Consider the following 25,741-nt stretch of genomic DNA (forward strand, 5'->3'; position numbering starts at 1 on the left):
TTGGTGAGAATGGAGGACATGTGCGTGTTCCTTGAATGATGAGAATGGTTCAGGGAATGTCGGAATCTAACCGACCCAGCGGAGTGGCATCATGCCTCGAGAGAGCTCGATCCGCTGTTCACATGCATCCGGGCTTGAACCGGTAAAATAGAACGGCGTCATGCCGAGCCGAAGTAAAGGCTCTCTATAGTGCTGTCTTAACGCGGTCGAACTTTGGCTTCTCTGTGCGTCTGACCATATTCATAGAAGAACATTCCCGATCCGGTCAAACAACAACAGCGAGATCGGGGGTAGACCCTTGTGTTTACCTTAACGATTCTTTGATCGCACAAGCCATGGGAGGCTGTATAGTTAACGAGCCATGACCAGTTGAGGAACAGCGGAGCCTGAAATGGAAAAGGGCGGCTCCGCAGAACCGCCCTTCTCATCTTTCAAGCTGAATCGCCCCCTCCCCTTTCGGAGGGTGCATCGCCCCTTAACGCATGCCGATCGCCCGTTGTGCCGGCGTTGCGGCCATCGAGGCCGTCTTCGTGTAGAGACCGCGATGAGCCGGATCGAGCGTCAGGGCGTCGGTCACACCGAGCACGGTCTCGGAGGCGCCGAGCAGGAGCGAGCCGTCGGCGGCCATCAGGTTGGCGATCCGGCGCAGCACGTCCGCCTTCAGGGCGGCGTCGAAATAGATCAGCACGTTGCGGCAATAGACGATGTCGAAGGAACCAAGGCGGCTGAAATCGTCGAGGAGGTTGAGGTAGCGGAAATCCACCATCGCGCGGATCTCGGGCGCGATCTGCCATTGGTCGCCGGTCTGCTTGAAGTACTTCACGAGGAGGCGTATCGGCAGCCCACGCTGCACCTCGAACTGATTATAGACGCCGGCCTTGGCCTTCTCCAGCACGTCCGTCGAGATGTCGGATGCGACGATATCGACGTGCCAGCCCGGCATCCGGGCGGACGCCTCCCTCAGGAGCATCGCGAGCGAATACGGCTCCTGGCCGCTCGATGCCGCCGCACACCAGATGCGCAGCCTGCGGGTTGATGCCCGCTCCTTCAGGTACTTGGGCAGCAGGACGTCCTGGAAGAGATCGAAGGGCGCCTTGTCGCGGAAGAAGAAGGTCTCGTTCGTCGTCATCGCCTCGATGGTCGCCTTTTCGAGCGCCATCGCACGCCCGGCCCTGATCTCGCGGATGAGGTGCGAAAGGCTCTCGAGCTTGAAGCGCGTGCAGACGGAGGAGAGGCGGCTCTCGACGAGATAGCGCTTGTCCGGCGAGAGCGCCAGGCCCGATCGGGCCTTGAGGAACACGCGCAGGGCTTCGAATTCGGCTTCGGTCATGTCGAAGCTCCGGTGATGAGGCCTTTCAACGATCGGCCGATGGATTCCAGCGGAAGGACCTCGTGGGCGAGGCCCGCCTTCACGATGCTGCCCGGCATGCCCCAGACGATGCTCGTCGCTTCGTCCTGGGCGATCACGGTCGCGCCCGCCTTCGCGAGGTGGCGCGCGCCGTGCGTCCCGTCCGAGCCCATGCCCGTCAGGACGACGGCCACGGCCGACGCGCCGTAGATGGCGGCGGCCTCGCGGAACAGCACGTCGACCGCCGGTCGGCAGAAATTCTCGGGCGGTCCGTCATTCAAGCGAATCGCCACCTTGCCTGCGGACGCGACGACGCCCATGTGCCGCCCGCCGGGAGCAACGAGGATCGTTCCGGGAGCGACCGCATCGCCGTCCTGCGCCTCCCGGGCGGGAACGGCCAACAGGGCCTTCAGATGGTCCGCGAAGACGGCCGTGAACATCGCCGGCATGTGCTGGACGATCAGCACCGGGATCCGCGACAGAGCCGGCTTCATGTCCATGAGAACGCGCTCGACGGCGCGCGGACCGCCGGTGGACGAGCCGATGAGCAGGCATTGCGGCTTAGTTGTACTGGACCTTAAAGACGGCAGCGGCATCGGCGAGACGACCTTCGCTGCGGGTGTCGCGGCGAGCCGCGGTGGCCGGGCCTTCGTTTCGCTCAAGGCTCGCATCTTCTCGACGAGCTCGCGGCGGAACTCGTTCGCAGCGCCCGGTGCGCGGGCGCTTTCCGGCTTCGCCAGATAATCGACGGCGCCGAGCGAGAGGCATTTAAGGGAGATCTCCGCGTTCCTCTGTGTGAGGGTCGAGATCACGATCACCTTGCTCGTTGGATGCGCCTTCAGGATCAGCGGCAGAGCCGCGAGGCCGTCGACCTCGGGCATCTCGAGATCGAGCAGGACGATCTCGGGCTTCGCGCGGGCCGCCGCATCGACGGCCATCCGGCCGTTCGACGCGGTTGCGACGATCTCGAAGCTGCCTGCTTCGGCAAGCCACCGGCCGATCATGCCGCGAATGACCGCGCTGTCATCCACGATCATCACGCGGGTGAGACGGCCGGGAGACGGAATCGTCTGGGGTACGGGAGAGAGAGCCATGAGCTTCAAGCCGAATGCGATGCCGGAAGAACGCCCAGCTCTTGAAATTTCGCCGCGAGAATGTCCCTGTCGAAGGGTTTCATCACATACTCGTCCGCGCCTGCTTCCAGAGCGCGCGTGATATGGTCCAGGCCGTTCTCAGTTGTGCAGAAGACGACCTTCGGCGCCCGACCTTCCGGCGTGGCGCGCAGGACTTTCAGGAAGCTGTAGCCGTCCATGACGGGCATGTTCCAGTCGAGGAGAATCACGTCCGGCATCTCGGCTCGGCAGGCTGCAAGTCCTGCTTCGCCGTTCTCCGCCTCCGAGACACGGAAGTCGAGGCTTTCGACGATGTCGCGGGAAACCTTACGGATCACGCGGGAGTCATCAATGATCAGGCAATAGTTCATGAAAATCTTTCCAGGCCTCATCGCCCGGCCACATCGAAAAGGCGTGGGCGCTATGAACGGATGTCGGACTTGTCGACGAAGTTGAAATTCTCGACCAGAATCTCCTTGACGATTTCGGCTCCCAGCCGCTTGTTGATCTTCTCCCGGACGCTGGCGATCATGCCGTTGACGTTGTATCGGGAGAGCCTTTTGAAATCGAGCGTCTCGTCGGCATAGACGTAGCGGAAGACCTCGTCCTGGATGAAGGCCTCGGGCGGAACGGAGATCTCGCGCAGGGTCTTGGCGTCGGCCGTGAAGACCAGGTTCGCGACCACGTAGCCCTTCACGGCCCCCTCGGCGACGATCGGGATATTCATCGCGGGCAGCTTCTTGTACTGCAGCCCCTCGTAATTCCCCTTCTCCTCCGTGGGAGCCTTCCCGACGGCCCAGGTCACGGCCGCATAGCAGGAAGCCAGCGTGACCGCGCAGACCCAGAATCCTGCCATGACGTTCTTGATCATGCGCCGAAGCCTGCCTTGTTCATGTAAGCCGAGTACGTGCTGTCGGAATCGGCCTTCTGAATCGCATTCGAGATGATGCTCGCAACCTCCTGCACGGCCTGCATGTGCCGCTGCAGCATGTCCTGGTTGGTTTCGATCTTGGCCTGGAGATCTTGCAGCCGCTTCGTCGCCTTCTGATCGAGGGCGTGGACATCGGTCGTCCGGACCATCCGGCTGATCTCGAGAAGGCATTGGCTCTTGCGCCGGTTGAACTCCTCGAGATTGGACAGGTCCCGTGCCATCAGGGCGGCCGTTTCCAGATCAAGGGTTTCTTCAAGGCGATCGAGAGACTTCATGAGCATCATGTTGCTTCCTGTCTAGGGGTGATGGCCGGCCGCCATCCTCGTCATGTCTTCTGAGATCAGATCTTGCCGGAAAACGGGGCAGGCGTCGGAGGAACCCTGATGTCGGAGGAATGTCCGGCGTCCTGCGCATCGAGAAGCCGCTTTGCAATGCCGATGCCGCCCGCTTTCGAGATCTGCGCTCCGACCTGCTCCGCCATCATGGATTTCCAGATGGAGCCTGCATTGCCCTTGCCGTAGGTGTTCTCCGCATCCTTCGGCAGCATGGATTCGACGAAGGTCTGGAGAATATAAGCTTCGAATTCCTGATGAGCCTTCTGCGCCCTGGTGGCGCTCGCCGACTCCGCATCGTTGCGAAGCGAATTCCGCAGCGTGTAGATGTCGGCGCCGGATGCCATCAGGGGCTGGCCTGCCATGGACTTCATGGCATCGTCGAAGCTGGCCCCGTCCAGGGCGGACGCGCCATCGAGGAGCTTCTGAGACGCGGCCTGATAGCGTGCGGGGTCCGCAGCCCTTGCAACGTCGTTGATAATATCTGAGGGCGGGCTGATCGCCATCTCGCATCTCTCACATTTAAGACTTGAGAAGACGTCTAACCCGGCTAGCTTACGGGAAGCTTGCGCCCTCGCCTCTCGCAAGCAGCTCGATGATGGAAGCGAGATCCTTCTTCTCGCTCTCTCGGCGGTCCTGCTCCTTGAGGCCCGACAGCATCTTTTCCGTCCGCTTCGCCTGCATGGCCTTGTCGATAGTGACGACTTTCTGCGTCACCTTGGCTTTTTCCACGACGCTGGCCTGGGCCGCGAGCGCCTGTAGGCGCTTGGCTGCGACATCGACGAAGAGGCCGTGAAGCGTCTCGTGATCGTTCATCGTCTGGATCAGCGTCTCCTGGGCGATCTTGAGCTCGGATGCCTTCCGCTCAAGGTTGACGAGCCTCAGCTCGGCCTCCTTCTGGAGATGCTGCTGCACTTTCAGGATGCGATCGATCTTGCGAATCCGATGCTTCATCCGCTCTATCCGTTTCGGAGCCAGGTCGAAAACGACTCCATGAACAGGAGCACGTAGTCGCTTGCTGCAAAGTAGACGATCAGCAAGCCGCCGAGCATGATGAAGGGCGTCGCGAGGAAGTAGACCGGGATCTGAGGCGTGAGCTTGTTGGTGAGCCCAACCGCCAGATTGACGATGACGGAATACAGGATGAAGGGGCTGCTGATCCTGAGCGCCAGCACGAAGGCGATGCCGATCTGATCGACCAGCTGGGTCAGCGAGAGGCTCATGCCCAACCCTTCTCCCACAGGCAGCCGCGTGTAGGAGGCGACGAGCCCTCGAAAGAACTCCCAATGCAGGTCGGACAGGAAGAGAACGGCCGTCGCCACCATCATGATGAAGGTCGTGATCGGTGGGAGAGCCTCCGTTTCGTCGATGGGCGTTCCCGGCATGCCGCCGAGACTCAGGGCCATCGCCACGGCGTTCAACATGGTCTGCAGGGCGAGAAAATAGACGCGGCCGAGAAGGCCGATCAGGAGGCCCGTCAGCGATTCCTTGACGATATAGACCAGGACGGCCGCGGGAGCCTGCGACGTCACGCCCGCCTGAACCTTCTCGAGCAGGACCGGCGCCAGCGCCAGGCTTGTGGCAAGGCCGATGAAGAGCCGCACGTGCATAGGGATGCGATTGCTCGAGAATCCCGGTGCAATCATCAGGCATCCGCCGATCCGACAGAAGATCAGGAAGATCCCCAGCAGGATCTCGGGCGTGACCTGGTTCACGAGATCGTCCCGAGCGAGTTGACCTCGACGCCGCGGGCGATTTCCAGATGCGACAGGACAGGCAGGGACGAGAACATGCGCTCGATGATCATGCGCACATAGGGGCGCGCATCCGGCGCCGTGACGACGGCAAAGGTCTGGACCTGCCCCATGCGCGTCTTGATGGCGTCCGACGCCTCGGCGCCGAACTGCTCCACGAGACGGGGATCGATGTCGAACTCGACGACATCGCCTTTCTGATCCCGCTTCAGGCTCTGGTGGAACGCGATGTCCCATTTGTTTCCGAGCCTCAGCACGTTGAGGGCTCCGCCTTCTGCGAGGTCGCCGCAGATCTGCTGGGCAATGCGAACCCGCACATGCTCCACCAGCTGCTCGGCGCGGCGCGCATGGGGGGCAATCTCGGCGATGGCCTCCAGGATCAGGCTCAGGTTGCGGATGGATACTCTCTCGGCCAGCAGGAGCTTCAGGACGGATTGAAGACCGGAATAGGAAATCTGCGAGGGGCAGATATCATCGAGCAGGCGCTTGTATTCGGAATCGAGACCGTCCAGCAGATTGCGCACGTCCTTGTAGGACAAAAGCTGAGGCAGGTTGTTGCGGATCACCTCGCTCAGATGCGTGAGGAGGACCGATGCTCCATCGACCGCCTGGAAGCCCTGCCGCTTGATCTCGCTCATGTAGACGTCCGACACCCACAGGGCCTTCATGCCGAAGGCCGGCTCGCGCACCTCGTCTCCGGGAACATCGGGAACCGGCCCGTCGCCGAGCACGACGAGAAGATCGCCGGGACGGACTTCCTGGGTCGCCACGACGGTTCCGTGGATTTTGATCTGGTAACTCTTGGGTGGAATCATCAGGCTGTCGGAGAGCTTCACGTCCGGCAGAACGAAACCGTAATCCTGGGCGAACTTCTTGCGCATCTTGCCGACGCGATGCGCCAGATCCCCATGTGAGGTCGCAAGGTAGGATGCCAGGTGCTTGCCGAGGCACAGCTCGATCTCGGCGAGCTTCAGGGTTTCCTTGACCGATTCCCGCGACTCCAGGAGATTCTTCTGCTGCTCCTGCGCCAGCTTGGCCTGGACCTTCGCCTCCTGTTCGGCTCTCTGCTTCGGGATCGAATAGGCGATGAAGCTCATGCAGCCGCCGAGCACGAGGAACGGAATCATCGGCAGGCCAGGCACGATCGCGAAGACGAACATCAGGGCGGCGGCCACCATGAGAGCCCGCGGATAGGCGCCGAGCTGACCGAGCACCGCCTGTTGGGCCTGTCCCCGCGTTCCGCCCTTCGAGACCAGAAGACCTGCCGCCAGAGAGACGACGAGAGCCGGGATCTGGCTGACCAGTCCGTCGCCGACCGAGAGCTGGACGAAGACGTCGGCTGCCTTTGACAGGGGCATGTTGTGGCGGGTGACGCCGATGACGATGCCGCCGAAGATGTTGACGGCAATGGTGATGAGGCTCGCGACGGCCTCGCCGCGCACGAATTTCGAGGCACCGTCCATGGATCCGAAGAAGGCGCTTTCCTCTTCGAGCTCGCGGCGCCTCTTCTGGGCTTCCTTCTCGTCGATCAGGCCTGCGGACAGGTCCGCGTCGATGGCCATCTGCTTGCCGGGAATGGCGTCGAGCGTGAATCGGGCGCCGACCTCGGCGATACGGGTCGCACCCTTGGTGATAACCAGGAAGTTGACGGTGATCAGGATGATGAAGACGACGATGCCGATGACGAAATCGCCGCTCATCACGAATTGGGAAAAGCCGCTGATCACATGGCCTGCGGCATCGACGCCCTTATGACCGTCGGACAGGATGAGGCGGGTCGACGCGATGCTCAGGGCAAGCCGCAACAGAGTTGCGATGAGGAGGACGGTGGGAAAGGCCGAGAATTCGAGAGGCTTCTGGATCCAGAGCGCCACCATCAGGATCAGGACGGACAGCGCGACCGAGAAGGCCAGCCCCATGTCGATCGCCATCGGCGGAATGGGGAGAAAGAGAATGGCAAGGATGCCGACCACGGCGCCGGCGAATGCCAGATCCCTGCCGCGTCCCTGGGCTGTAACTTCGGTTGCTTCCATGTGCCTGCCAGCTCAACGGATGAACGATGAGACTGACACATGAACCATGAAGCTTGCGCGAGGGTCGCCGGACCGGCGCCGCGCAATATGCCGAAGGCTACAGCATCGGACCCAAAAGTGGATTTGCACTTTTGGGATCTATCCGATGCTTTTTCCCTTGGCTGGCGCATCGGATGGAGCGGACCCGCAGGGCCGCGTCAGCGAATACCGGGTCCACTTTTCCGTCCGATGCGCTAGAACCCTGTCACGATCTTGCCGTAGACCAGTTCGGTGAAGGCGAAGATCTGCGAGCCGACGAAGGAGCCGGTCACGAGCGCCACCACCAGGATGGCGATGATCTTCGGGATGAACGTGAGAGTGACCTCCTGGATCTGCGTCAGGGCCTGAACCAGGGCGATGACGATGCCGATGATCATCGCGGCCGCGACGGCAGGCCCCGCGGCGATGATGACGGTCCAGATGGCTGCCCGTACGAGTTCGAGGGCATCGACTTCGTTCATCGTCAGCTCACAATGACGCCTGGGCCCAGAAGAACCTGATCCCCGTTGGTCAGTTTGGCGACGGCGCCTTCGCTGACGATCGTGACGGACGTGACCTGACCGGAGATCTTGCCGTCGGCCGTCGAGATCGTGCGGCCGATGACGCTGTCCGCCTGCGAGAGGGCCGACGAGGCCAGGAGGGCGTCCAGCTTGGAATTGCTCTTCACGGTCTGCTCGACCTGCGAGAAGGTCGCGAGCTGAGCCATGTAGTCGGTCGACTTCATGGGCTCTGTCGGATCCTGGTTCTTCATCTGCGCCATCAGAAGCTTCAGGAAGTTGTCGTAGCTCGCCGTCGAAGATGTGTCGCTCGTCGTCGTAGTCCGCTGAGCGGCGACGGGGCTGGAAACGGAGGAGACGTTCATGATGAGGCTCCAGAATTACGCCGCTTGAACGGCGGCTTCCGCCGATGCGGATGGGCGAGCCTCGATCGGCTCGAAGAGGGTGCGGATGAGCTTGAGGGCCTCGAACGTCCGATCGGCTTCCACCAGACCGCCGACCTTGCCCAGGGTGTCCTTCACCCCATCATCCGTGGCGACCTGGATGAGCGCCTCGTGCAGCTTGCGGAAGGCTCCCATGACCTTGCCCGCCTCCTGGGGATTGATGAGGAGAGACTGCACGACGAAATAGAGCTGGCGCATCGGGGTCGTCGCCTCCGCGACCTGGAGGACGTGGCTCTCCAGGAGAAAGCGCGCCTCGTTCAAAAGGCTCAGCGTCACCTTCTGGCTGACCGTCAGGACGGCGCCATTGATGAAGATGCGCTCACCGGCTTTGAGGGAGAACCGCATTTTGGCTTTCATTTCAGCCCCTCCTGGATCATGGCGTTGATATCGATCAGCGCGGTCAGATTGTTATGTTCACCAAAGGCGACGCGGCCGGTCTCCCGCATCACCCAAAAGCCTATCGAGATGAGTTGCGCCTTTAGCTTATCGGGCAGCTCGTTCTCGGGATTCGCCAAATCCTTGACGAGGGACGTCCATAGCTGCTGGACGAACTCCACGGCTTTGCTCATCTCGGGCGATCTGGACGGCCGGCCATCTGCAGCCTTGAGGAGCTCGATGGCCTGTCCGAAGACTTCATACTCGCGCTGTCGACATTCCCTGGGAGCGTCTTCGACGACTTCTGCATACGAAAATCGATACATCGAGGAAATCCGAGACTAGAGATAATTGATCAGGCTCAGCTGCTTGAGCTGAGCCGTGAGGGAATAGGACGTTTGGATCTGGGTCGCGAGCTGATCGACACGGACTTTCGCCTCCGCAGGATCGACAGCCTCGAGTTTGCCGATGCGCTCCTCGAAGATCGACTTCTGCAGATCCATTCTCTCATTGGCACTCTCGGCCTTCGCCTGCGCCGTTCCGACGCTCGCCTGCACGTCGATGATGCCGCTGATCGCCGTCGAAAGGATCTGGGATGCCTTCCTGATCACGACGTCCCGCGTTGCAGCGCCGAGCGTCTCGATGCCGAGATCGAAGATCATCGTGTAAGCCATCGCGATCTGCCGAATGGGGGCTGTATTCGCGTTCGTCGATGTCTCAACCTTTTCCGTGGGCGAGATCAGGCTCTGGATGTTCTGGTCGGATGCATTCGAGAATGCGATCCAACCCGGTCCTTCGAAGATTTGCCTGAAGGGGCCGTCCAGAAAAGCCTCCATGTCGGTCGGGGAGATCCCGGAGACGAGCGGGTCGCTCTGCGGGAAGCCGAATCCGCCGGATCCCGTTGGCGCCGAGAAGGCGTTCGCGACCAGGTTCTTGAGCGAAGCCGGGGTGCCATTCGCATAGCCGTTGGCAGGTGCCGTCGTCGTGTTGATGCCGCCGAAAACGAACCGCCCGTCGATCGCTGTGTTGAGGTCCCCACCCAAGCCACTCAGATAGGCTCCCGCCTGGCTCTTGATGTTCTCGACTGGAGGGTTCATTGGCAAGCCCACTAATGCATCCCTGAACTTGGTCGCGTTCTCGCGGATGCTGTCAAGGGAGGCCGTTGTTGTCTTGAGACGCTGAATGACCAAGCTGTTGCTTTCGGTCAGAGTGTCGATTTCCGCTCGCTGCTGGCGCAGGGAGAGCGATTCCCCGACCTTATGCCCAAGGGCAAGGCCGATATCCGCGTACCGCCCGGTCGTCAGCTCCGTGTTGGCTTTCGTGAGCCCGCTCTGGAGCTTGTCGAGAGTCGACCTGGATGAATTCCAAAGCGACAATGTTGAGACGAAGGTCGTTCTCATGACTTAGCCTACCACGCTGAGAAGGGTCTTGAGCATCTGGTCGATGACGGACAGCAGCTTTGCCGAAGCCGAATAGGACTTCTCCAATTGCAGCATCAAGGCCGTCTCGTCGTCCGTGTTGACGTCGGTTGCATTCGACAGGGCTTCCGACGCGTGCGTGAGAAGCGTCGTCTGGTAGTCGACGCTCTGGCTGGCGCTCTGGCGTGTGGCTTCCAGCCAGCCGCCGGACAATGACGCGAAGCCCTGCAGGGACGCGGTCGGACCGAAACCGAAGGCGGTGTCGAACGGGCGCTCCGCAACCATGCCGTCTGTCAGGGCGGAGAGCCGCCCGGAGAAGGCGGCGTTGGCGTTGCCGACCGGATTGTAGTTGTAATCGGCGCCGTTGATCCCACCGTCGCGGATGACATCGAACGTGCCGCCCTTCGTCGGGTCGATGGCGTCGTTGACGCGGATCAGCCCGGCCAGCCCGGCGGAGGCCGGCATGGTGGGAATGCCCGCGGCTCCCGCGAAGGTGAAGACACCTGGCATGTCGGCACCCTTCGGCACGCCGATCTGATCGCTTTCCGCGAATGCCTGGATCAAACCTCGGGCGAGCTCGTCGAGCTGCTTCTGGTAGGTGACGGCAACGCCGTCCCGCACCTGTGCCAGCCCGACGAGATTACCGGAACTCAAGGGCATGAGAGCCCCGGGCCCCGTCACGCGGATGCCGTCGATGAAGACGTCTCCTCCCGTGGTGGCAGGTCCAAAGGCCGTGGTGGGGCTGAAGGTCACGGGCCGCGCCGTCCGCTCGAACAGCGGCACGCCGCTGTCCGTGTACAGCGCAATGTCATTGCCGGCGCGCGGCACGACCGTGATCCCGATCTCCTCGGACAACTGCGCGATGAGGCTGTCGCGCGTGTCCATGGCATCACTGACATCGGCTCCGAGGGCGGAGCCGCTCATGACCTGCTGGTTTGCCTTCTCGAACTTCAGAAGAAGGTCGTTGATGCGATCAACCGACCCGGCCATCCCCTTGTCAGCCTCGAGGCGGACGGACTGGACCGCTGCGGTGGCCCGGTTCAGGGTGTCAGCCAGGTCCGAAGCAGCCTTGACGAAGGCCCGCGCCAGTGTCGGATTGTCCGGCGCATTGGCATATTGCTGCAAGGCGCTGTTCAGCGCACCGACGCGGGCAGCGGCAGATTGATCCAGCTCCGTGTCACCTATCGTTTGACTGAGCTTCTGCAACCCATCGAGCAGCGCCTTCTGCGTTGCGGACGAAGAGGTCGTTTCCAGCATTTTCGTCAGAAGCGCCTGATCGCTGGCCCTAAGGACAGTGACGCGAGCGTACCCGCCCGTGGTGGTGAGGACACCGATCTTGCGCGAATAGCTCGGGTCGGTGGCCCCCGATGTGTTGCGCGAGACAACCGCCATCTGCGATTGCGATGCCTGCAACGAGGAACGCGCCGTGTTATAGGCTACGGACAGAGACATGGATCATGAACCCTTGAGCAGAAGGACAGGCGTTACCGCTTCAGGTTCATCAGAACATCGAGCAGCTCGGACCCGGTCTGGAAGACTTTCGAGTTCGCCGTATAACTGGTCTGAGCCTCGATCATCGCCGTCAGCTCGGTGCCGATATCGACGTTCGATCCCTCCAAGGCGCCAGATGCGATGGATCCGAAGCCCGACATCTCAGGGAAGCCGACCTGGTAACCGCCGGATTGAGCCGTCGTCTCGTAGACGTTGCCGGCCCGGGGACTTAGGTTGTCCGGGCTCGCAACATTGGCGAGCGGGATCCGATAGGCGCCGACGCGAGTGCCATCCTCATAAACCGCGTAGACGGTTCCGTCGGATGCGAATTCAACGTCCTTGACAGCAGACGGCGCATTGCCGTTCGCCTGACCGGTGACATTATACTCGCCTGCCAGCTGGGTCATGCCCGCCATATCGAGGGCGAAGGGCTCCCCCCCGGGAATGCCGAAGTTAAGCACTGACGGACCGGTCAATTGTCCATCGGCGTCAAAGGTCAGAGTCATCGACGTCGTTCCAGTCAGCGGGTCGGCACTGGAGCCGTTCGCAACACTGATGTTCCATTGCGTATCGCTGATCTTCGACAGTTCGATGTCGATTTTGATCGGATTGCCTACCTTGTCATAAACCTGCAGGGAGGACTGCTTGCTGACGGCGGGCAGCGCGACAACCGCAGCACCGTCCGGCAGATTGCCTTTGAAGGTTCCCTTCGTGGATCCGCTGGCCTGCATGGCGAATGACGACATGTTGACCGGCTCGACACCGTCAAGGCTGTTCAGGGAGGGGTTAACCGCCCCTGCGCCCAGCTTGTATCCCATGAGTGTGAAGCCGTAGGCGTTCACGAGATTACCTGTCCGGCCGTCCTTGACGAAGTTGCCGGCGCGGGTCAGGTAGGGAGATCCGCCCGGATCTGTCACCACGAAGAAGCCGTTGCCGGAGATTGCGAGATCCGACGCAGATGTCGTGTAGGCGATCGGCCCCTGGTCGGCGATCGTGTAGCGAACGCGACTCGTGACGGACCCGGAGTTGTAGTTTCCCTCGCTCGACGGCAGGATCAGAGACGAGAATTCGGTCGAGGCGCGCTTGTATCCAGTGGTGCTCGAGTTCTGGATGTTCTCAGCGACGGTACCCAACTTGTTCGACTGGGCGTTCATGCCGGAAACGCCACTACGAAGAACGCCATAAAGACTCATCTGAAGCTCCTACGGTTTCAAACTGGACCTAACACCATGACGCTTGTGCGAAGCTGTGTTCCATTCCAGTGATGATGATGCGAGACGTGAACAGCTCTATTGCTTGAGGGCCTGGGCCAGATCCATGAAGGCATCGCGGCTCGCCGGCATGGACGGATCCTGTCGAAGCGCCTCGTAGATCTTCGGGACGAGAACGACCGCCTGGTCCAGCTCCTGGTCGTTGCCCGGGTGATATCCACCCATCAGTCTGAGATCGCGCGTATCTTCGAAGCGTGCGATCATTCCGCGGAGGCGGCGCACCAGTTCCTTCTGGTCCGGCGACCATACGTGATCGGCCAGGCGGGAGATCGACCCCAGGACGTTGATGGCAGGATAGCGTCCCTGATCCGCGATCGACCGATCCAGGACGATGTGGCCGTCGAGCGTTCCGCGAATGTTGTCGGCGACGGGATCGTTATGGTCGTCGCCGTCGATGAGAACGGAGAAGATGCCCGTGATGGAACCCTTACCTTCCACTCCGGGTCCCGCTCTTTCCAACAGACGAGGCAGGTCGCTGAAGACGCTGGGCGTGTAGCCGCGTGCCACGGCAGGCTCACCGGCCGCGAGGGCCACGTCGCGGCCGGCATGAGCATAACGCGTCACGGAATCCACGATGAGCAGGACCGAGTCGCCGCAATCGCGGAAGTACTCCGCGATGGAAACCGCCGTGCGTGGTGCCTGACGCCGCATCATCGGGCTCTCGTCACCGGTCGACACGACCATGACCGACTTATGCAGATTCGCCTGGATGGGACCTTCGAGGAACTCCCTCACCTCGCGGCCGCGTTCTCCCACCAGGGCAACAACGATCGTGTCGAAGCCTTCGCATTTGGCCAGCATGGTCAGGAGAGTGGATTTTCCGACGCCCGAGCCCGCGAAGATGCCGATGCGTTGTCCTTGGCATAGCGGCGTGAACAGATCGATGGCCTTGACTCCCGTTCGCAGGGGCGTGGTAACCCTCGCCCGTGTCATGGCAGACGGCGGCTCGGCATCGTTCCGGACCGGGTCGTGGCCCGGAATGAGAGGCCCGAGATCGTCAAGCGGCTCGCCGAGGGCATTGATGACGCGCCCTCGCCAGGCATGATCCGGCCTCAGGCCCGTGCCGCTCACGATGAAGACGGGAGTCCCGATCCCGGCTTCGATCCGTCCGATGAACGGTTTTACGGTGACGCCGCCGCCGTCGATGCGCACGACCTCCCCGGTCTGCGTCTTTCCATCGGAGACGAAGCCCACGCGATCCCCGAGCTTCACGAACTGCGACAGGCCCGCAACGCGATAATAGCCGGGATTGACCTCGCGGATCGTCCCGCTGATCTGGATCTTTCGTCCGACAGCTTCTGCCAGAACGAATTCTTCAAGCCTTTGGAGCGCGTTCATTGCTGCCGTCAGGTGCTGGGACCGAGGGACCGGATGGCATCCATGAAGGTCGATTCGCTCTCCTGGATGGTCGTCGCAGCGCTATCGAAATTCCGTTGCACCGCGATCATCTTCGTCATCTCCAGGACGGGATTGACGTTCGATCCTTCGCTGTAACCCTGCTTAACGCCATTGGAGTTGAAGTCCTGGACGGCTTCGCCCGGTATGCTGGACATCACGCCGGAATTTCCATAGCGACTGAGCCGGCTGTCGTTGCGCAGGTTGAAAAGACCGATCGCTCCGACCTGATTGGTTCCCTGCGTGATCGTTCCGTCATGACCGATCGTCGGAGCGCCCCCCATCGGATCGAGGGCGATAGGAGCGCCGCCGGCGTCGAGAACCCGATGGCCCTCGACGGTGAGAAGATCGCCGTTCTCATTCATCTTGAAGCGGCCATCTCGGGTATAGACGGGTCCCTTGGGACCATCGAATGCGAACCAGGCCTCGCCCTGAATGGCGACATCGAGCGGATTGTCCGTCTTTACGACGGGACCGCTCCGCCGGGACACGTAGTTATGTCCGGAGGACGCGAAGGACACGTTCTCCTTGGCCGCGAGCGAGAGGATTTCCTCGAACTTCACCTCGTCGGCCCGGAAGCCGCCCGTGTTCATGTTCGCAACGTTGTTCGCAATCGTGTTGAGGCGCTTTTCCATGGCCACTTGGGCGGACAATGCGACATAGAGCGAGGATTGCATCGAGGAGCTCCGGCCTTTTCTCTCATGAGGGCGGACACTGACACCAGCCCTGATGGCGCGGCTTGCATCAGCCGCATGAACCTGGCCCGAGAGGTAGCCGAACAGCCTTGCACGAGGCTTGCCCCTCCGTTTCCAGCTTCGCGCAAGCCTCCGGGATTAAGACACCCTCAGCAGGTTGGACTTTCACAAAAGGGACCACGACGTTGGGCGTTTTGATCGGATTGGCAGTCGCCATTGGCTCGCTCGTGAGCGGCTATGTCGCCATGGGCGGTCACTTGGCTGTTATATGGCAGCCTTGGGAATACGTAATCATCTGCGGCATCGCGATCGGCACGTTCATCATCGCGAACCCTATGCCTCTGGTGAAGGACACCGGCCGGGCCGCTCGTGAGGCGATCTCCGGGACCGTTCCGAAGAGAGACCATTATCTTTCGATCCTGGGCCTGCTCTACGCTCTCATGCGGGAACTCAAGAACAAGCCTCGCAACGAGGTGGAAGGGCATATCGACCAGCCGGAAGAATCCGAGATCTTCAAGGCCTTTCCAAGTGTGCTGAAGGACAAGGACCTCACCCTTTTCATCTGCGACTATGCGCGCCTCATCATCATCGGCAATGCCCGGCCTCATGAGATCGAAGCCCTCATGGAGGAAGAGATCGCAACCCTCAAGCGCGACCGCACGAAACCTTATTACTCGATCAACACCGTGTCCGAAGCCCTCCCTGCCCTCGGAATCGTGGCGGCCGTCCTCGGCATCGTGAAGGCGCTCGGCGCCATCGACCAGTCCCCTGCCATCCTGGGTGGCCTGATCGCCTCGGCGCTCGTCGGAACCTTCGGCGGCATCTTCATCTCCTATGCCTTCTTGTCGCCGCTTGCGAACAAAGTGAAGGCCACACGGGAGAAGCAGACCCGTGTCTATGTCATCGTCAAGCAGGCCCTCATCGCCTACATGAACGGTGCCCTCCCGCAGATCGCCGTGGAGCACGGCCGCAAAGGCATCTCCGTGGATTATCGCCCGACCATCGACGAGGTTGAGGCTGCCACGACCACGGGCGGCCGCAGCGAAGACCTGAAAGAGGCCGCATGATGATGAGCGGATCCCATAGCGCCACCGATATCCGCGACATGCTTTTGGACGCGGCGGGCCTTTCTCTCGACCGCCTGCCGATGCTCCACGTGATTTTCGACCGCATGACGACCAGCTGCGCCGAGCATCTGCGTCACATGGCGGCCTCGCCCATGTATTATTCGCTCAGCGGGCTCGAAAGCGGACGCATCACCGAGATCCTGGAGATGTACGAGGCGAACGCGGTCGCGGGAATTTTCCATGCTCCGGAATGGGACAGCCATATCCTGATCGGGTTCGACCGCGACTTCATCTACACGATGGTTGAGGTTCTCTTCGGTTCCGACGGCTCGGAGCCGCCGGTCGAGGAAGCCCGGGGCTTCTCGAACATCGAGCTCAAGATGGCGCAAACCCTCTTCGAGCAGGTCGCAAAGGCCCTGCAGGCCTCTTTCTCACTGGTGGTCGATACGAAATTCAAGCTCGAACGCATCGAGACCCGCATGGATTTCGCGGTCATCGGACGGCGGAACAATCAGGCCGTCGCGGCGAAGTTCCTTCTCCAGGCGCTCAATCGCGGCGGCGAAATGTTCGTCATCATTCCGCAATCGGTCCTCAACCCGATGCGCAAGGCCCTCTCGCAGGTGGTCACCGGCGAATCGTCGGGCCGCGACCCGCGCTGGATGAAGCAGATCGCCACCGAGGTGAAGAAAACCGAAGTGACGCTCAAGGCCGTTCTCGAGGAACGCTTCCTTTCACTCGGCGAGATTGCGGACCTCAAGATCGGCGATGTCATCGAGCTGCAGGCGACACCGCGCAGCCGCGTCAAGCTCGAAAGCAATCAGCAAGGCCTCTTCTGGTGCCATATCGGGCAGTCGGAAGGTTCCTATGTTCTCAAAGTCGATGAACTCATCGATCAGGAGAAAGAGTTTCTCGATGACGTCATCCCTCGCTAACGCCATTCTCTTTCTTGCGCTCGTCACGACCAGCGTCATGGTCGCTGTGATGTATCGCAAGCTCCGGAAGCTTGATCGGTATCATGCCGAGTATCAGCAGATCTTCGACAAGACCGGAACCGCCCTTCTGACCGCCCAGAACGCGGTGACGAATTTCGGATCGGAGGGCAAGGAGACTCTCGTCCTTCTCAGCCAGCGTATCGAAGAGGCGCAGGCCATCTCCGAGCGCCTCGAGAATCTCATTCGAGACGCTCGCCAACAATCACAGCCGCGCTCCGGCACCATCAACTCATAAGGTCCGCTCCCATGACGAATCCATTCGAGCCCAAACAAGACAAAGCTATCTGGCAGCAGGAAAACGCCTTCGAAGGCGCAGCCCTGCAGGACGACAAGCTTGGAAGCGGAAAAAACCTCGATTCGATCCTGCGCATTCCCGTGACGATCCAGGTCGTCCTCGGTTCGGCGACCATGCCCGTCGCCAACCTGATGAAGCTCGGGCGCGGCGCGATCGTTCCGCTCGACCATCGGGTCGGCGAGCCGGTCGACGTCGTCGTGAACGGACGCATCATCGCCCGTGGAGAGGTCGTGGTCGTCGAAGACGACAACTCCCGTTTCGGCATTTCTCTGACCGAAATCGTCGGCCCTCCCACCAACGATCTTAACGGCTAAATCGGCTTTACCGCATGGTCGCTCACATTCCCATGAAGGCGAATGGCACGAAGGTCCTCAAAGGACCCGAGCGCGTCGCAACGCTCCTTTTCGCTATGGGGAAACCTGCCGCGAGCAGGATCCTCAAGCATTTCAGCGAAGAGGAAATTCGTCTCGTCACGAAGTCCGCTGCGCACCTCGGTCCCGTTTCTCCGACCCAGATCGAGCAACTGGTCGACGAGTTCGCATCGAACTTCTCCGACGGCGCCGACCTGATCGGCGGTGCGGCCCATATCGAGAAACTGCTGACCGGAATCCTGAGCCCGGAGCAAATCTCCAGCATCATGAGCGAGGTTGTCGGCAATGCGAACCGGAGCATCTGGGAGCGCATTTCGACCGTCAGCGAGGGCGCGATCGCATCCTATCTCATGAAGGAGCACCCGCAGACGGCAGCCCTCATCCTCTCGAAGGTCAAGCCATCCTGCGCCGCGAAGGTGATGACCCAGTTGCCACAGCCACTGCGGAACAACCTCATGCGTCGCATGCTGAGCATGAAGCCCATTGTCGACGAGACGATGAAGAACATCGAGAAGACGCTGCACGACGACTTCATGGCGAACTTCTCGAAGAACGCCGGCTCGGACACGCACGCTAAAATCGCCGACATCATCAACAAGATGGAACGGGATCACATGGAGGATGTTCTGACCAATCTCTCGTCCGTTCGCCCGAAATCGGCCGAGATCCTCAGAGGGCTGCTCTTCACCTTCGACGATATCGTGAAGCTGATGCCGAAGGACCGCACGACCCTCTTCGATCAGGTGCCGCCGGATCGCGTGGTCCTTGCCCTGAAGGGCACGAACGACGAATTCCGCAAGGTCGTTCTGTCGGCGCTCTCCTCGCGTGTTCGACGCATGATCGAGCACGAGCTCAACAGCAAGGAGCCGTCGGCTCATCGCGACATCGCCGAGGCCAGACGGACCATCACGGATCTCGCGCTGGAGATGGCCGGCCGAGGGGAGATCGTCATCAACTCAGAGAACGAGGATGAAGCTTACTTCTAGCGCGTCGTGCGGGTCCTCAGGATCGCTCGGGCGATGCGCTGCTTTAGGGATTGAGCATCGGATCGTACCCTGGAAGCGCATGCCGCTTCCGGGCGCGATGCTCTAGCGAGCTGAACCTCGGATCATGTCTGATACGGAAGACCAAGACAGTAAAACAGAAGCGCCTTCCGACAAGAAGGTCAGGGACGCCATCGAGAAGGGAAACATCCCTTTCTCGAGAGAAGCGCCCCTGTTCGCTTCCATTCTGGGAATCCTGATCGTCCTTGCTTTCGCCGTGCGCGGCACCACCAAGACCCTGACGGAGAAGCTGTCGCTCTTCGTCAACCGGCCGCAGGACTTCAGGCTGGATTCCGGCACGGACGCCATCGCGCTGATCCACGCCGTCGCTCTTGAAACCGGCCAGTTCCTGATACCGACGATCATCATTCTGGCTGCTTGCAGCCTTGCGGCGTCGATCCTGCAGAATGTTCCGTCCCTCGTGACGGAGCGGATCAGGCCGCAATGGAACAGAATTTCACCCGTGAGCGGCTGGAAGCGGATCTTCGGCCGACAGGGTTTAGTGGAGTTTGCGAAGTCGTTGTTCAAGTTCGCAACGATGACGCTCATCAGCATGCTGCTTCTGAAGTCGGAGCAATACAAGGTTCTGAATGCCATGTTCACCGATCCTTCCCTCCTTCCGGAGTTGATGCTGACCATGGCCATGCGGCTCGTCTCCGCCATCGCCATCGCGACGATCGTCCTTGTCGCGGCAGACCTGCTCTGGGCCCGGTTCAAGTGGCGCAGCGACCTGAAGATGACCAAGCAGGAGGTCAAGGAGGAGTACAAGCAGATGGAGGGCGATCCGATGGTCAAGGCGCGAATGCGTTCCCTGGCTCAGGATCGAAGCCGCAAGCGCATGCTCGCCGCCGTGCCCAAGGCGACCTTCGTGATCGCCAACCCGACCCACTTCGCCATCGCCATGCGCTACGAGCGCAGTGAAGCCAATGCTCCCATCGTCGTCGCCAAGGGCAAGGACCTCATCGCTCTGAAAATTCGCGAGATCGCCGAAAAGAATGGCGTGCCTGTCATCGAAGACAAGCCTCTCGCAAGGTCCATGTATGATCATGTCGAAGTCGACCGGATGATTCCTCCCGACTTCTACAAAGCAGTCGCCCAGATCCTGTTCTACATCCTCACGAGGTCCAAATGAGAAGCCTTCGCACCGTCGAAGCCGCTGCTCCGTCGAGAGAGCATTGGGATATCCAAGCGTTCGAGGAGGTCCTGGCCTGCAACCTCAAGGATGTCATCGCCGATTTCTGTCTCGCAGACCCTGAGATCATCCGCTTCTATGCCGACAATCAGCTGCATGGAAACATGGACGAGATGCTGACCTCGTCGGCTGAGCTCTATTTCAAGGGCAAGACCTTGTCGTACGGATATGTCGCGCATGTCAGCTCCAGCCGGGAGGACGCGTCCTGCATCGTTCTCGACATGGAATTCAACCACGATTCCGTCACGGTCTTCTTCCAGCTCATCTTCGGCAATTATTACATTGGCGTCAGAATCAGCGAAGTTCTCCTGGAAGCGGCTCTCCGCAAGGCGGATTTCAATCCCACCTTCTTCGGAAGGATTCTCTCGTCCGCCCGGCTGAGGCCGCTACCGGCCCGGTTCAAATCGCCATATTGTCCCGCCAGCTCTATGCGCCATTGAGTATCAGAGAGCGCAATCCGATGCTGCACAAATGCTTCAATGCGGCGAGCCTGCTTGCGGTAACGGCTGCGCTCTCGGCCTGTAGCGCGACCGATGCATCCTATCCTCAGGGGCCTTGGGGACAGGGATATGTCCGCAGCGCATACCCGCAATACACCGGGCCTTGGGGACGACAGCTTCCCGAACCGCCCCGCTATGTCATCGCCGACCCTGCCGTTCCTCCGGTGGAACCGGTCGAGATCTCCGCCGCGCGGCCCGAACGGCGGCGCGAGGCTCGCTTCGAAGCGGATATGGGCCCCCTCCTCCCGTCGCCGGACGTGATCGTTGCGGCTCCTCCTGAGCCCTTGTCGGCTGCGCCAAGCCAGCCTGCGCCTGGGGCGCCCCCGGCCCACACCGAGCCGCAATCGAGCCCTCCGGGAGTTTTCACCGCGCCTCAGCGCGCCACCTCCTATGCCGGGTCCTGGAATGCCAGCGTCGGCGCATCCTCCTGCAAGGTGCAACTCACCAGCGTTCCTTCTCTGGATCTCTACAAAGCCTCGACGCAGGGATGCAAGGACGAAGCGGTCCGCAGCGTGAATGGATGGAGTTTCCGCGAGAACCAGGTCATTCTCTTCTCCCGTGGCCAAGTGGTCGGCCGATTGTCGGGAGCGGAAGCGGCCCTTGCCGGAACGCTGAACGGCTCCGGTTCGGAAATCAGGCTGTCGCGATAGCGCATCTGCGGACCCAGTGGACCTCGCCAAACGACCCCTAGCCGTCGGATGCTGTCTGCCCGCTGCTCAGGCCCGGCGCGTCCGCGCAGAAGGTCTTGGCTCCCGGCGTCCACTGGCCGAAGCCGGTTGCAACCATGTTGGCGATCACACGGCAGACATATCGCTTCTGGGCCGGATCGTTGTTCGGACCTGCATGGTACCGCGCGACGGCCATCGTCCAGGTCTCGTGACGCGTCTTGAGTTCCCTGAGAAAACGGGCCGCATACTCCACGTTCGTGCGTGGGTCGAGCATGCTCGCCAGGGACGGAAAGTTTTCACGATGATAGAGATGGTTGATCTGCATGCAGCCGAGATCGATGAGTCTCGCGCCACCGCGGATCGCCTCCTCGAAGCGCTGCATCGCCTCCGCCGCGCTGTTGGAGAACACGGCCTTTCCTTCGACATTCATCGCATAGGGCTGCAAGCTGCCGCGTCGTCCTGTTTCGGTCAGTCCGACCGAATAGAGCATGCCGATCGGAACGCCGTACTTCTCTGAAGCGCGCATCATCTCCCGTTCGCACAGGCCGGACGGAGACTGAGCGACAGCCGGCAATGTTATCCAGGCATTAAAGGTAAATGCCGCCAGCGCCGCTGCGGCCAGACGCCGAACCGTCGCTCCCATCCGTATGGATCTCCCGTCCGCTGCTGGCATAGCGGTCTCCCTGATGACGGGACGAGTGCCCCTGACCCGCGGCGGGACCCTGATCGAAGGACTGGCCTTGAGCCATGCTTCCCTGTTGTGGACGGTTGAATGATGAGCGGTCATGAGAGGCAGAATCGGCAGATTGGATGGTGATCGCGTCGGGACGATAGCCGGACACTCGAAGCAGACTGGACAGCTTGTCCGCGTCGTTACGCAAAAGCTCGGCCGTGTCCTCGTGTTGAGCCTGAATTTCCATTTCGATGCTGTCACCGGAGAGGCGCATTCTGATCGTCACGAGGCCGAGTTCCGCCGGCTTCAACTGAAGGTCCAAGACCCTGAGAACTCCGGCTGAAGCTCTTGCCGTGGCGACCCGGTTCAAGCTGTCATGCTGAAAGGAGGGATGCTGAGGCTCGGATATACCCTTGGCATCCTCGACGATGGATCGTGCAAGATGTTGAAGCGTCGAGGACGGGAGAGAGGCGGATTCGGTTTTCGCCGCGTTGATCGGCGCCTGCTTTTGAGCCTCAGCGCGATCAACCATGCGATCCGGGGAGTTGCTTCTGACAGTTCCAGCTTCTTCCTTGTTCGCTGCGGCTTCTGCACCGGCAGCCATCTCGGCTGATGCCTGCAAAGCGTCATCGGCAGTGCCCGGGTGCAAGCCTTTCACACCACCCCTCTTGAGCTTCTCCTGAAGCATGTTCACCGATATCTGCCCGGCTTCTTCAGATGGAAGGGGTGCTCCCGCTTCCGTCGGAGCGCTGCTCAAGCCCTCGATGATGGGCTTGAAATGGGCTTCCTGGTTTTGAACCGACACGGCGAGCTTCGATCCCAATCCTGCACTTGCCGGGCTCAAATCTTCGAGGTCCTGTTGCATCATGGCCATCGAAGGCGACGCGAAGGATGCTCCGGAGCGCCCTGAACCTGAATCCGCATGGTTTCCGTTGGCGGTTCGCGCAAGGATCCTGGGAAGGAGATTTTCAAGAATAGCGAAGGTAGAGCTTCCGGCCTCAGGGATCGATCCGTCGTCAGAGTCCTCGCGCGGCGGCACCTCTGGCAGGAGATCCTGCAATGGATCGGAATCGGTCTCTCCCGCCATCACGACCGCTTTTTCCGCTTCAGCGCCCAGCAGGGTCATCTCAAGCTGGGATGGTCCTACCCCTTCTCTCGACTGCATTCCGGAGAACCCATCCAGAAGCGAACCGAAATCGGAGGTCGCAGCGCCTCCATTGCCTCCCTGGTTGTCCGAACCTGGAGACGCGTTGCGCGACGGAGTGTCCACAAGCCTCGGCGTTGTCTGCGACAGAAGGTCTAATCGGCTCATCGGCTTGCTAATGCCTAGTTCTTGATCAACTTGTCGACGCGGTTCAGGGCGTCACGTGCCTTGGATAAAGCCTGAAGCTGTTCCAACCCTTGCACAGGGGCGGAAGCACCCGTCGGCCCGTCCGTGGCTACTTTCGTCACTTCCGGCTTTGCCGAGGGGGCCAGCCGGGGTTGAGGTTCGGGCACCCTGCGGATCTGATCCGCCATCGCGAGCGCGGAATCCAGCAAGTTCACGTCGCTCGCCGAGAGAATGGACCTGTCGATGCCGCGGAGATCACCAACGGCGCCATCGATGGCTTGCGGCGACGTGATCAGCGAGGCGGCCCGATAAAGCTTTGCCCTTGCCGCGCTCGCCTGGTCCGATCCGGCCAGTTCCCGCGCCTTGTCGGCCAGCAACTGTGCTGATGCGGTAAAACCCTGTTCGATCGACGAACGCGATGCCAGAAGATAGAGGTCGCGCCTCGCCTCGGGTTCAAGCTCGGACATCATCGCCACGAGGCCGTCGAAGCACGACGTCTCCTTGCCGAAATCGATCCGAGTCAGCACGGAAGCCAGGCGCTGTCGGAAATTTCCGGCATAGACCGAGTGACGGTAGCGTCGCAGATAGTCGGTGGCGAGTGCCTGGAACTTCTCCATCTTGTCGATCTGGCTTGCGACGAAGACCTGCCGGCGCAGAGCTGCCTCTTCGAGGAGGGTTCCGGGCGCCTGAAGTCGGACGAAATCCAGCAGTTCATCGGATTTCGCCGCATTCTTGCGCACGACGAGGGCCGACTGAGCCAAGGCCAACTGCGCTCCCAGCATGGGAGGAAGGGAACGGGGGTCCAAGGATGCGAGCAGGCCTTGCGCGGCCTCTTCCCTGCCCTCGACATAGGCAAGCGCACCTTCGACCAGCGGGCGGTCGCTCTCTGCAATGAAGGACGAGCCGAGTTCGAGAAGCTTCCTCAGGATACCGGGATTTCCACCGCTGAGGACGAGCGACACTGCCGCTTGCACGTTCTTGCTCGTCTGCCAGGTCTCTGGCTCCAGGTTCATGAACCTGTCATCCAGAATTCCCAGCAGGCCGCGTTGCGCGATGTGAGCTTCCGTCGAGCCGACCGCGATCTGATCCTGCATCAGATGCAGCGTTCTCACGAGCTGCACCGGGACGGAGACTGCGATGGCTTCGATCTTCTGCTCTGTCTTGGCCTCCGAATGTTGCCCGCTCTCGGCCATAGCCGCCCCGGCACCGAGGAACACGGACATCGCAATGAGAGGCAATGAACGACCTTTCATCGTGATCACTCCTGCAGAAGGATCTCGACCCGGCGGTTCTGATCCGCATTCGGATCAGTCGGGATCTTCGGATCGCGATCCGCATGTCCCTCGACCCGCACGATCCGGCTTTCACTCAGCCCGCCGCGAACGAGCATGTACAGTGCCATCTGAGCCCGAGCTTGGGACAGCCGCCAGTTGTCGTAATTGGCCGATTTGAAAGGCCGGGCATCGGTATGACCGCGGATGACGATCTTACCCGCACGCGACTGCAGAATTTTTGCGATCTCGGCCATGGCTCGCACGACTTTCGCATGCGGCTCGGCCGAACCTACGGCGAACATCGTGAAGTCGAAATCATCCGTCAGGCTGATCAACGTTCCGGCACCGGTTCGGCGGACTTCGATATGCGGCTGCGGCGACGCATCCTTAGTCGGTTGAACGGCTTTCATGATGTCCTGCTTGAGCTCCGCGGCCTTCAGATCGGCCGCACTCGCCGCGTTCGGATCGCTGTCGGGAGACCGACGTGCCGCATCTGATGGGGCGCCGCTCGATGCCGATGCAGGCGCAGGATCCTTCGACTCCGGCCGGCTCCCGGCCCGGCCTTTCTGGCTCAAAGCAGCGACCACATCCATGATGGCCTTCGAAGGAGCCGGCGCTGCCGTTCCGGGCTTCGGCGGCGTATCCGTCTTCAGCTCGTCGACTGGGGAGACCTGCCAGTACAGGGGATCGAAGGGATCCCTGAAGGCTTCGCCCGCCTTGAGGCCGGGCACCTCCGTGTCGCCCGGCGTCGCGTCTGCGCCAAGCGTATCATAAGGGGTCACGTCGGCCTCATCGGCGATGCGGGCCAACACGGCATAAGGATCCTGGAAGAGGGCACCCTCCTTGAATCGCGGCTTGCGCAGCTGATGGGACTTTCCGCCTGTGCCTTCGCCGCTGCCCTTCTCCTTGCCGTCCTTCGTATTGTCGGTCTCGTTGTCCGGCGGCACATTCTGAGGGTCGTCGAGCCCCTTCTTGTTCGGGGTCGATTCCGCGAGCTGGACCGGGTTGAAATAATTGGCGACGCCGCTTCGGGTTTTCTCGTCGGTCATGCCGATGAGCCACATCACGAGAAAGAACGCCATCATGGCCGTCATGAAATCCGCGTGCGCGATCTTCCATGCGCCGCCCTTGACGACATCTTCGCCATCGTCACTTCTACGGACGATGACGATCTCCTGCTTATCTGAACTCGCCATCGATCG

At 61.0% G+C, this 25,741-nt stretch carries 30 protein-coding genes; 8 read left to right on the forward strand and 22 right to left on the reverse strand.

The window, feature by feature from the left end; all coding sequences use genetic code 11:
• Positions 1–475 precede the first annotated feature (475 nt).
• From AB4097_RS15490 to flgF, 18 genes are all read right to left on the reverse strand, one after another.
• Positions 476–1,330 carry a CheR family methyltransferase gene (locus AB4097_RS15490; RefSeq protein ID WP_442041086.1) on the reverse strand — a complete coding sequence of 285 codons (855 nt, stop codon included), beginning with the start codon at positions 1,328–1,330 and terminating at the stop codon, positions 476–478.
• The gene (locus tag AB4097_RS15495) at positions 1,327–2,442 is read right to left on the reverse strand and encodes a protein-glutamate methylesterase/protein-glutamine glutaminase (RefSeq protein WP_442041088.1); all 1,116 of its coding nucleotides are present in this window, start codon (positions 2,440–2,442) and stop codon (positions 1,327–1,329) included. The genes AB4097_RS15490 and AB4097_RS15495 overlap by 4 nt, the downstream gene beginning before the upstream one ends.
• Before the next feature lie 5 nt (positions 2,443–2,447).
• Positions 2,448–2,831, reverse strand: coding sequence for a response regulator (locus AB4097_RS15500; RefSeq protein ID WP_442041090.1), 384 nt, complete (start codon positions 2,829–2,831; stop codon positions 2,448–2,450).
• A gap of 50 nt (positions 2,832–2,881) precedes the next feature.
• Positions 2,882–3,331 carry a hypothetical protein gene (locus tag AB4097_RS15505; RefSeq protein ID WP_442041092.1) on the reverse strand — a complete coding sequence of 150 codons (450 nt, stop codon included), beginning with the start codon at positions 3,329–3,331 and terminating at the stop codon, positions 2,882–2,884.
• Positions 3,328–3,672, reverse strand: coding sequence for a hypothetical protein (locus AB4097_RS15510; protein ID WP_442041094.1), 345 nt, complete (start codon positions 3,670–3,672; stop codon positions 3,328–3,330). The genes AB4097_RS15505 and AB4097_RS15510 overlap by 4 nt, the downstream gene beginning before the upstream one ends.
• A gap of 59 nt (positions 3,673–3,731) precedes the next feature.
• Entirely contained in the window at positions 3,732–4,229 is a 498-nt protein-coding gene (locus tag AB4097_RS15515) for a rod-binding protein (protein WP_442041096.1), read from the reverse strand.
• Between the two features lie 49 nt (positions 4,230–4,278).
• Positions 4,279–4,677: a hypothetical protein gene (locus AB4097_RS15520; RefSeq protein WP_442041098.1), complete on the reverse strand. Its 399-nt coding sequence runs from the start codon at positions 4,675–4,677 to the stop codon at positions 4,279–4,281.
• A 5-nt stretch (positions 4,678–4,682) separates the two neighbouring features.
• Entirely contained in the window at positions 4,683–5,438 is a 756-nt protein-coding gene (gene fliR, locus AB4097_RS15525) for a flagellar biosynthesis protein FliR (protein ID WP_442041100.1), read from the reverse strand.
• Positions 5,435–7,510, reverse strand: a complete 2,076-nt coding sequence (gene flhA, locus AB4097_RS15530) for a flagellar biosynthesis protein FlhA (RefSeq protein WP_442041102.1) — start codon at positions 7,508–7,510, stop codon at positions 5,435–5,437. Before flhA ends, fliR begins: the two co-directional genes overlap by 4 nt.
• 233 nt (positions 7,511–7,743) lie before the next feature.
• Entirely contained in the window at positions 7,744–8,010 is a 267-nt protein-coding gene (locus AB4097_RS15535) for a flagellar biosynthetic protein FliQ (RefSeq protein WP_009493088.1), read from the reverse strand.
• A gap of 2 nt (positions 8,011–8,012) precedes the next feature.
• The gene (gene flgD / locus AB4097_RS15540) at positions 8,013–8,411 is read right to left on the reverse strand and encodes a flagellar hook assembly protein FlgD (protein WP_442041105.1); all 399 of its coding nucleotides are present in this window, start codon (positions 8,409–8,411) and stop codon (positions 8,013–8,015) included.
• A 15-nt stretch (positions 8,412–8,426) separates the two neighbouring features.
• Positions 8,427–8,846 carry a flagellar biosynthesis repressor FlbT gene (gene flbT, locus AB4097_RS15545; protein ID WP_442041107.1) on the reverse strand — a complete coding sequence of 140 codons (420 nt, stop codon included), beginning with the start codon at positions 8,844–8,846 and terminating at the stop codon, positions 8,427–8,429.
• On the reverse strand, positions 8,843–9,190 hold the full coding sequence (gene flaF / locus AB4097_RS15550; protein WP_442041109.1) for a flagellar biosynthesis regulator FlaF: 348 nt from the start codon (positions 9,188–9,190) through the stop codon (positions 8,843–8,845). Before flaF ends, flbT begins: the two co-directional genes overlap by 4 nt.
• A 15-nt stretch (positions 9,191–9,205) precedes the next feature.
• Positions 9,206–10,264, reverse strand: a complete 1,059-nt coding sequence (locus AB4097_RS15555) for a flagellar hook-associated family protein (RefSeq protein WP_442041111.1) — start codon at positions 10,262–10,264, stop codon at positions 9,206–9,208.
• Between the two features lie 3 nt (positions 10,265–10,267).
• Positions 10,268–11,734, reverse strand: coding sequence for a flagellar hook-associated protein FlgK (flgK, locus tag AB4097_RS15560; protein WP_442041113.1), 1,467 nt, complete (start codon positions 11,732–11,734; stop codon positions 10,268–10,270).
• Between the two features lie 32 nt (positions 11,735–11,766).
• Positions 11,767–12,966 carry a flagellar hook protein FlgE gene (locus AB4097_RS15565; RefSeq protein WP_442041115.1) on the reverse strand — a complete coding sequence of 400 codons (1,200 nt, stop codon included), beginning with the start codon at positions 12,964–12,966 and terminating at the stop codon, positions 11,767–11,769.
• Between the two features lie 96 nt (positions 12,967–13,062).
• A complete protein-coding gene (gene fliI / locus AB4097_RS15570; protein WP_442041117.1) occupies positions 13,063–14,382 on the reverse strand; it encodes a flagellar protein export ATPase FliI in 1,320 nt (439 codons plus the stop codon).
• 8 nt (positions 14,383–14,390) lie between these two features.
• A complete protein-coding gene (gene flgF / locus AB4097_RS15575; RefSeq protein WP_442041119.1) occupies positions 14,391–15,116 on the reverse strand; it encodes a flagellar basal-body rod protein FlgF in 726 nt (241 codons plus the stop codon).
• 203 nt (positions 15,117–15,319) lie between these two features.
• Here flgF and motA point away from each other — a divergent pair, with 203 nt between their 5' ends.
• From motA to AB4097_RS15615, 8 genes are all read left to right on the forward strand, one after another.
• Complete coding sequence (motA, locus tag AB4097_RS15580; RefSeq protein ID WP_114943983.1) at positions 15,320–16,201, forward strand: flagellar motor stator protein MotA; 882 nt, start codon at positions 15,320–15,322, stop codon at positions 16,199–16,201.
• Positions 16,201–17,133 carry a flagellar motor switch protein FliM gene (locus AB4097_RS15585; protein ID WP_442041181.1) on the forward strand — a complete coding sequence of 311 codons (933 nt, stop codon included), beginning with the start codon at positions 16,201–16,203 and terminating at the stop codon, positions 17,131–17,133. Before motA ends, AB4097_RS15585 begins: the two co-directional genes overlap by 1 nt.
• Positions 17,114–17,428 (forward strand): hypothetical protein, encoded by a 315-nt coding sequence (locus AB4097_RS15590; protein ID WP_442041122.1) that lies wholly within the window; start codon positions 17,114–17,116, stop codon positions 17,426–17,428. The genes AB4097_RS15585 and AB4097_RS15590 overlap by 20 nt, the downstream gene beginning before the upstream one ends.
• A gap of 11 nt (positions 17,429–17,439) precedes the next feature.
• Complete coding sequence (gene fliN / locus AB4097_RS15595; RefSeq protein WP_442041124.1) at positions 17,440–17,802, forward strand: flagellar motor switch protein FliN; 363 nt, start codon at positions 17,440–17,442, stop codon at positions 17,800–17,802.
• Positions 17,803–17,816: 14 nt separating this feature from the next.
• Positions 17,817–18,845: a flagellar motor switch protein FliG gene (locus tag AB4097_RS15600; protein WP_442041126.1), complete on the forward strand. Its 1,029-nt coding sequence runs from the start codon at positions 17,817–17,819 to the stop codon at positions 18,843–18,845.
• Between the two features lie 124 nt (positions 18,846–18,969).
• Positions 18,970–20,034, forward strand: a complete 1,065-nt coding sequence (flhB, locus tag AB4097_RS15605; protein WP_442041128.1) for a flagellar biosynthesis protein FlhB — start codon at positions 18,970–18,972, stop codon at positions 20,032–20,034.
• On the forward strand, positions 20,031–20,534 hold the full coding sequence (locus AB4097_RS15610; RefSeq protein WP_442041130.1) for a hypothetical protein: 504 nt from the start codon (positions 20,031–20,033) through the stop codon (positions 20,532–20,534). Before flhB ends, AB4097_RS15610 begins: the two co-directional genes overlap by 4 nt.
• A 20-nt stretch (positions 20,535–20,554) precedes the next feature.
• Positions 20,555–21,244 carry a hypothetical protein gene (locus AB4097_RS15615; protein WP_442041132.1) on the forward strand — a complete coding sequence of 230 codons (690 nt, stop codon included), beginning with the start codon at positions 20,555–20,557 and terminating at the stop codon, positions 21,242–21,244.
• Between the two features lie 37 nt (positions 21,245–21,281).
• On the opposite strand, the gene AB4097_RS15620 is transcribed toward AB4097_RS15615, so the two are convergent.
• The 4 genes from AB4097_RS15620 to AB4097_RS15635 form a co-directional block, all read right to left on the reverse strand.
• Positions 21,282–21,905, reverse strand: a complete 624-nt coding sequence (locus tag AB4097_RS15620) for a transglycosylase SLT domain-containing protein (RefSeq protein WP_442041134.1) — start codon at positions 21,903–21,905, stop codon at positions 21,282–21,284.
• Complete coding sequence (gene fliK / locus AB4097_RS15625) at positions 21,850–23,100, reverse strand: flagellar hook-length control protein FliK (RefSeq protein WP_442041136.1); 1,251 nt, start codon at positions 23,098–23,100, stop codon at positions 21,850–21,852. The genes AB4097_RS15620 and fliK overlap by 56 nt, the downstream gene beginning before the upstream one ends.
• Before the next feature lie 161 nt (positions 23,101–23,261).
• Positions 23,262–24,518, reverse strand: a complete 1,257-nt coding sequence (locus tag AB4097_RS15630; RefSeq protein ID WP_442041138.1) for a chemotaxis protein MotC — start codon at positions 24,516–24,518, stop codon at positions 23,262–23,264.
• A gap of 5 nt (positions 24,519–24,523) precedes the next feature.
• The gene (locus AB4097_RS15635) at positions 24,524–25,735 is read right to left on the reverse strand and encodes a MotB family protein (protein ID WP_442041140.1); all 1,212 of its coding nucleotides are present in this window, start codon (positions 25,733–25,735) and stop codon (positions 24,524–24,526) included.
• Positions 25,736–25,741 lie beyond the last annotated feature (6 nt).

Origin of the sequence: Microvirga sp. 2MCAF35 (assembly GCF_052115545.1) — a bacterium.
In the GTDB taxonomy this organism is placed as follows: domain Bacteria; phylum Pseudomonadota; class Alphaproteobacteria; order Rhizobiales; family Beijerinckiaceae; genus Microvirga.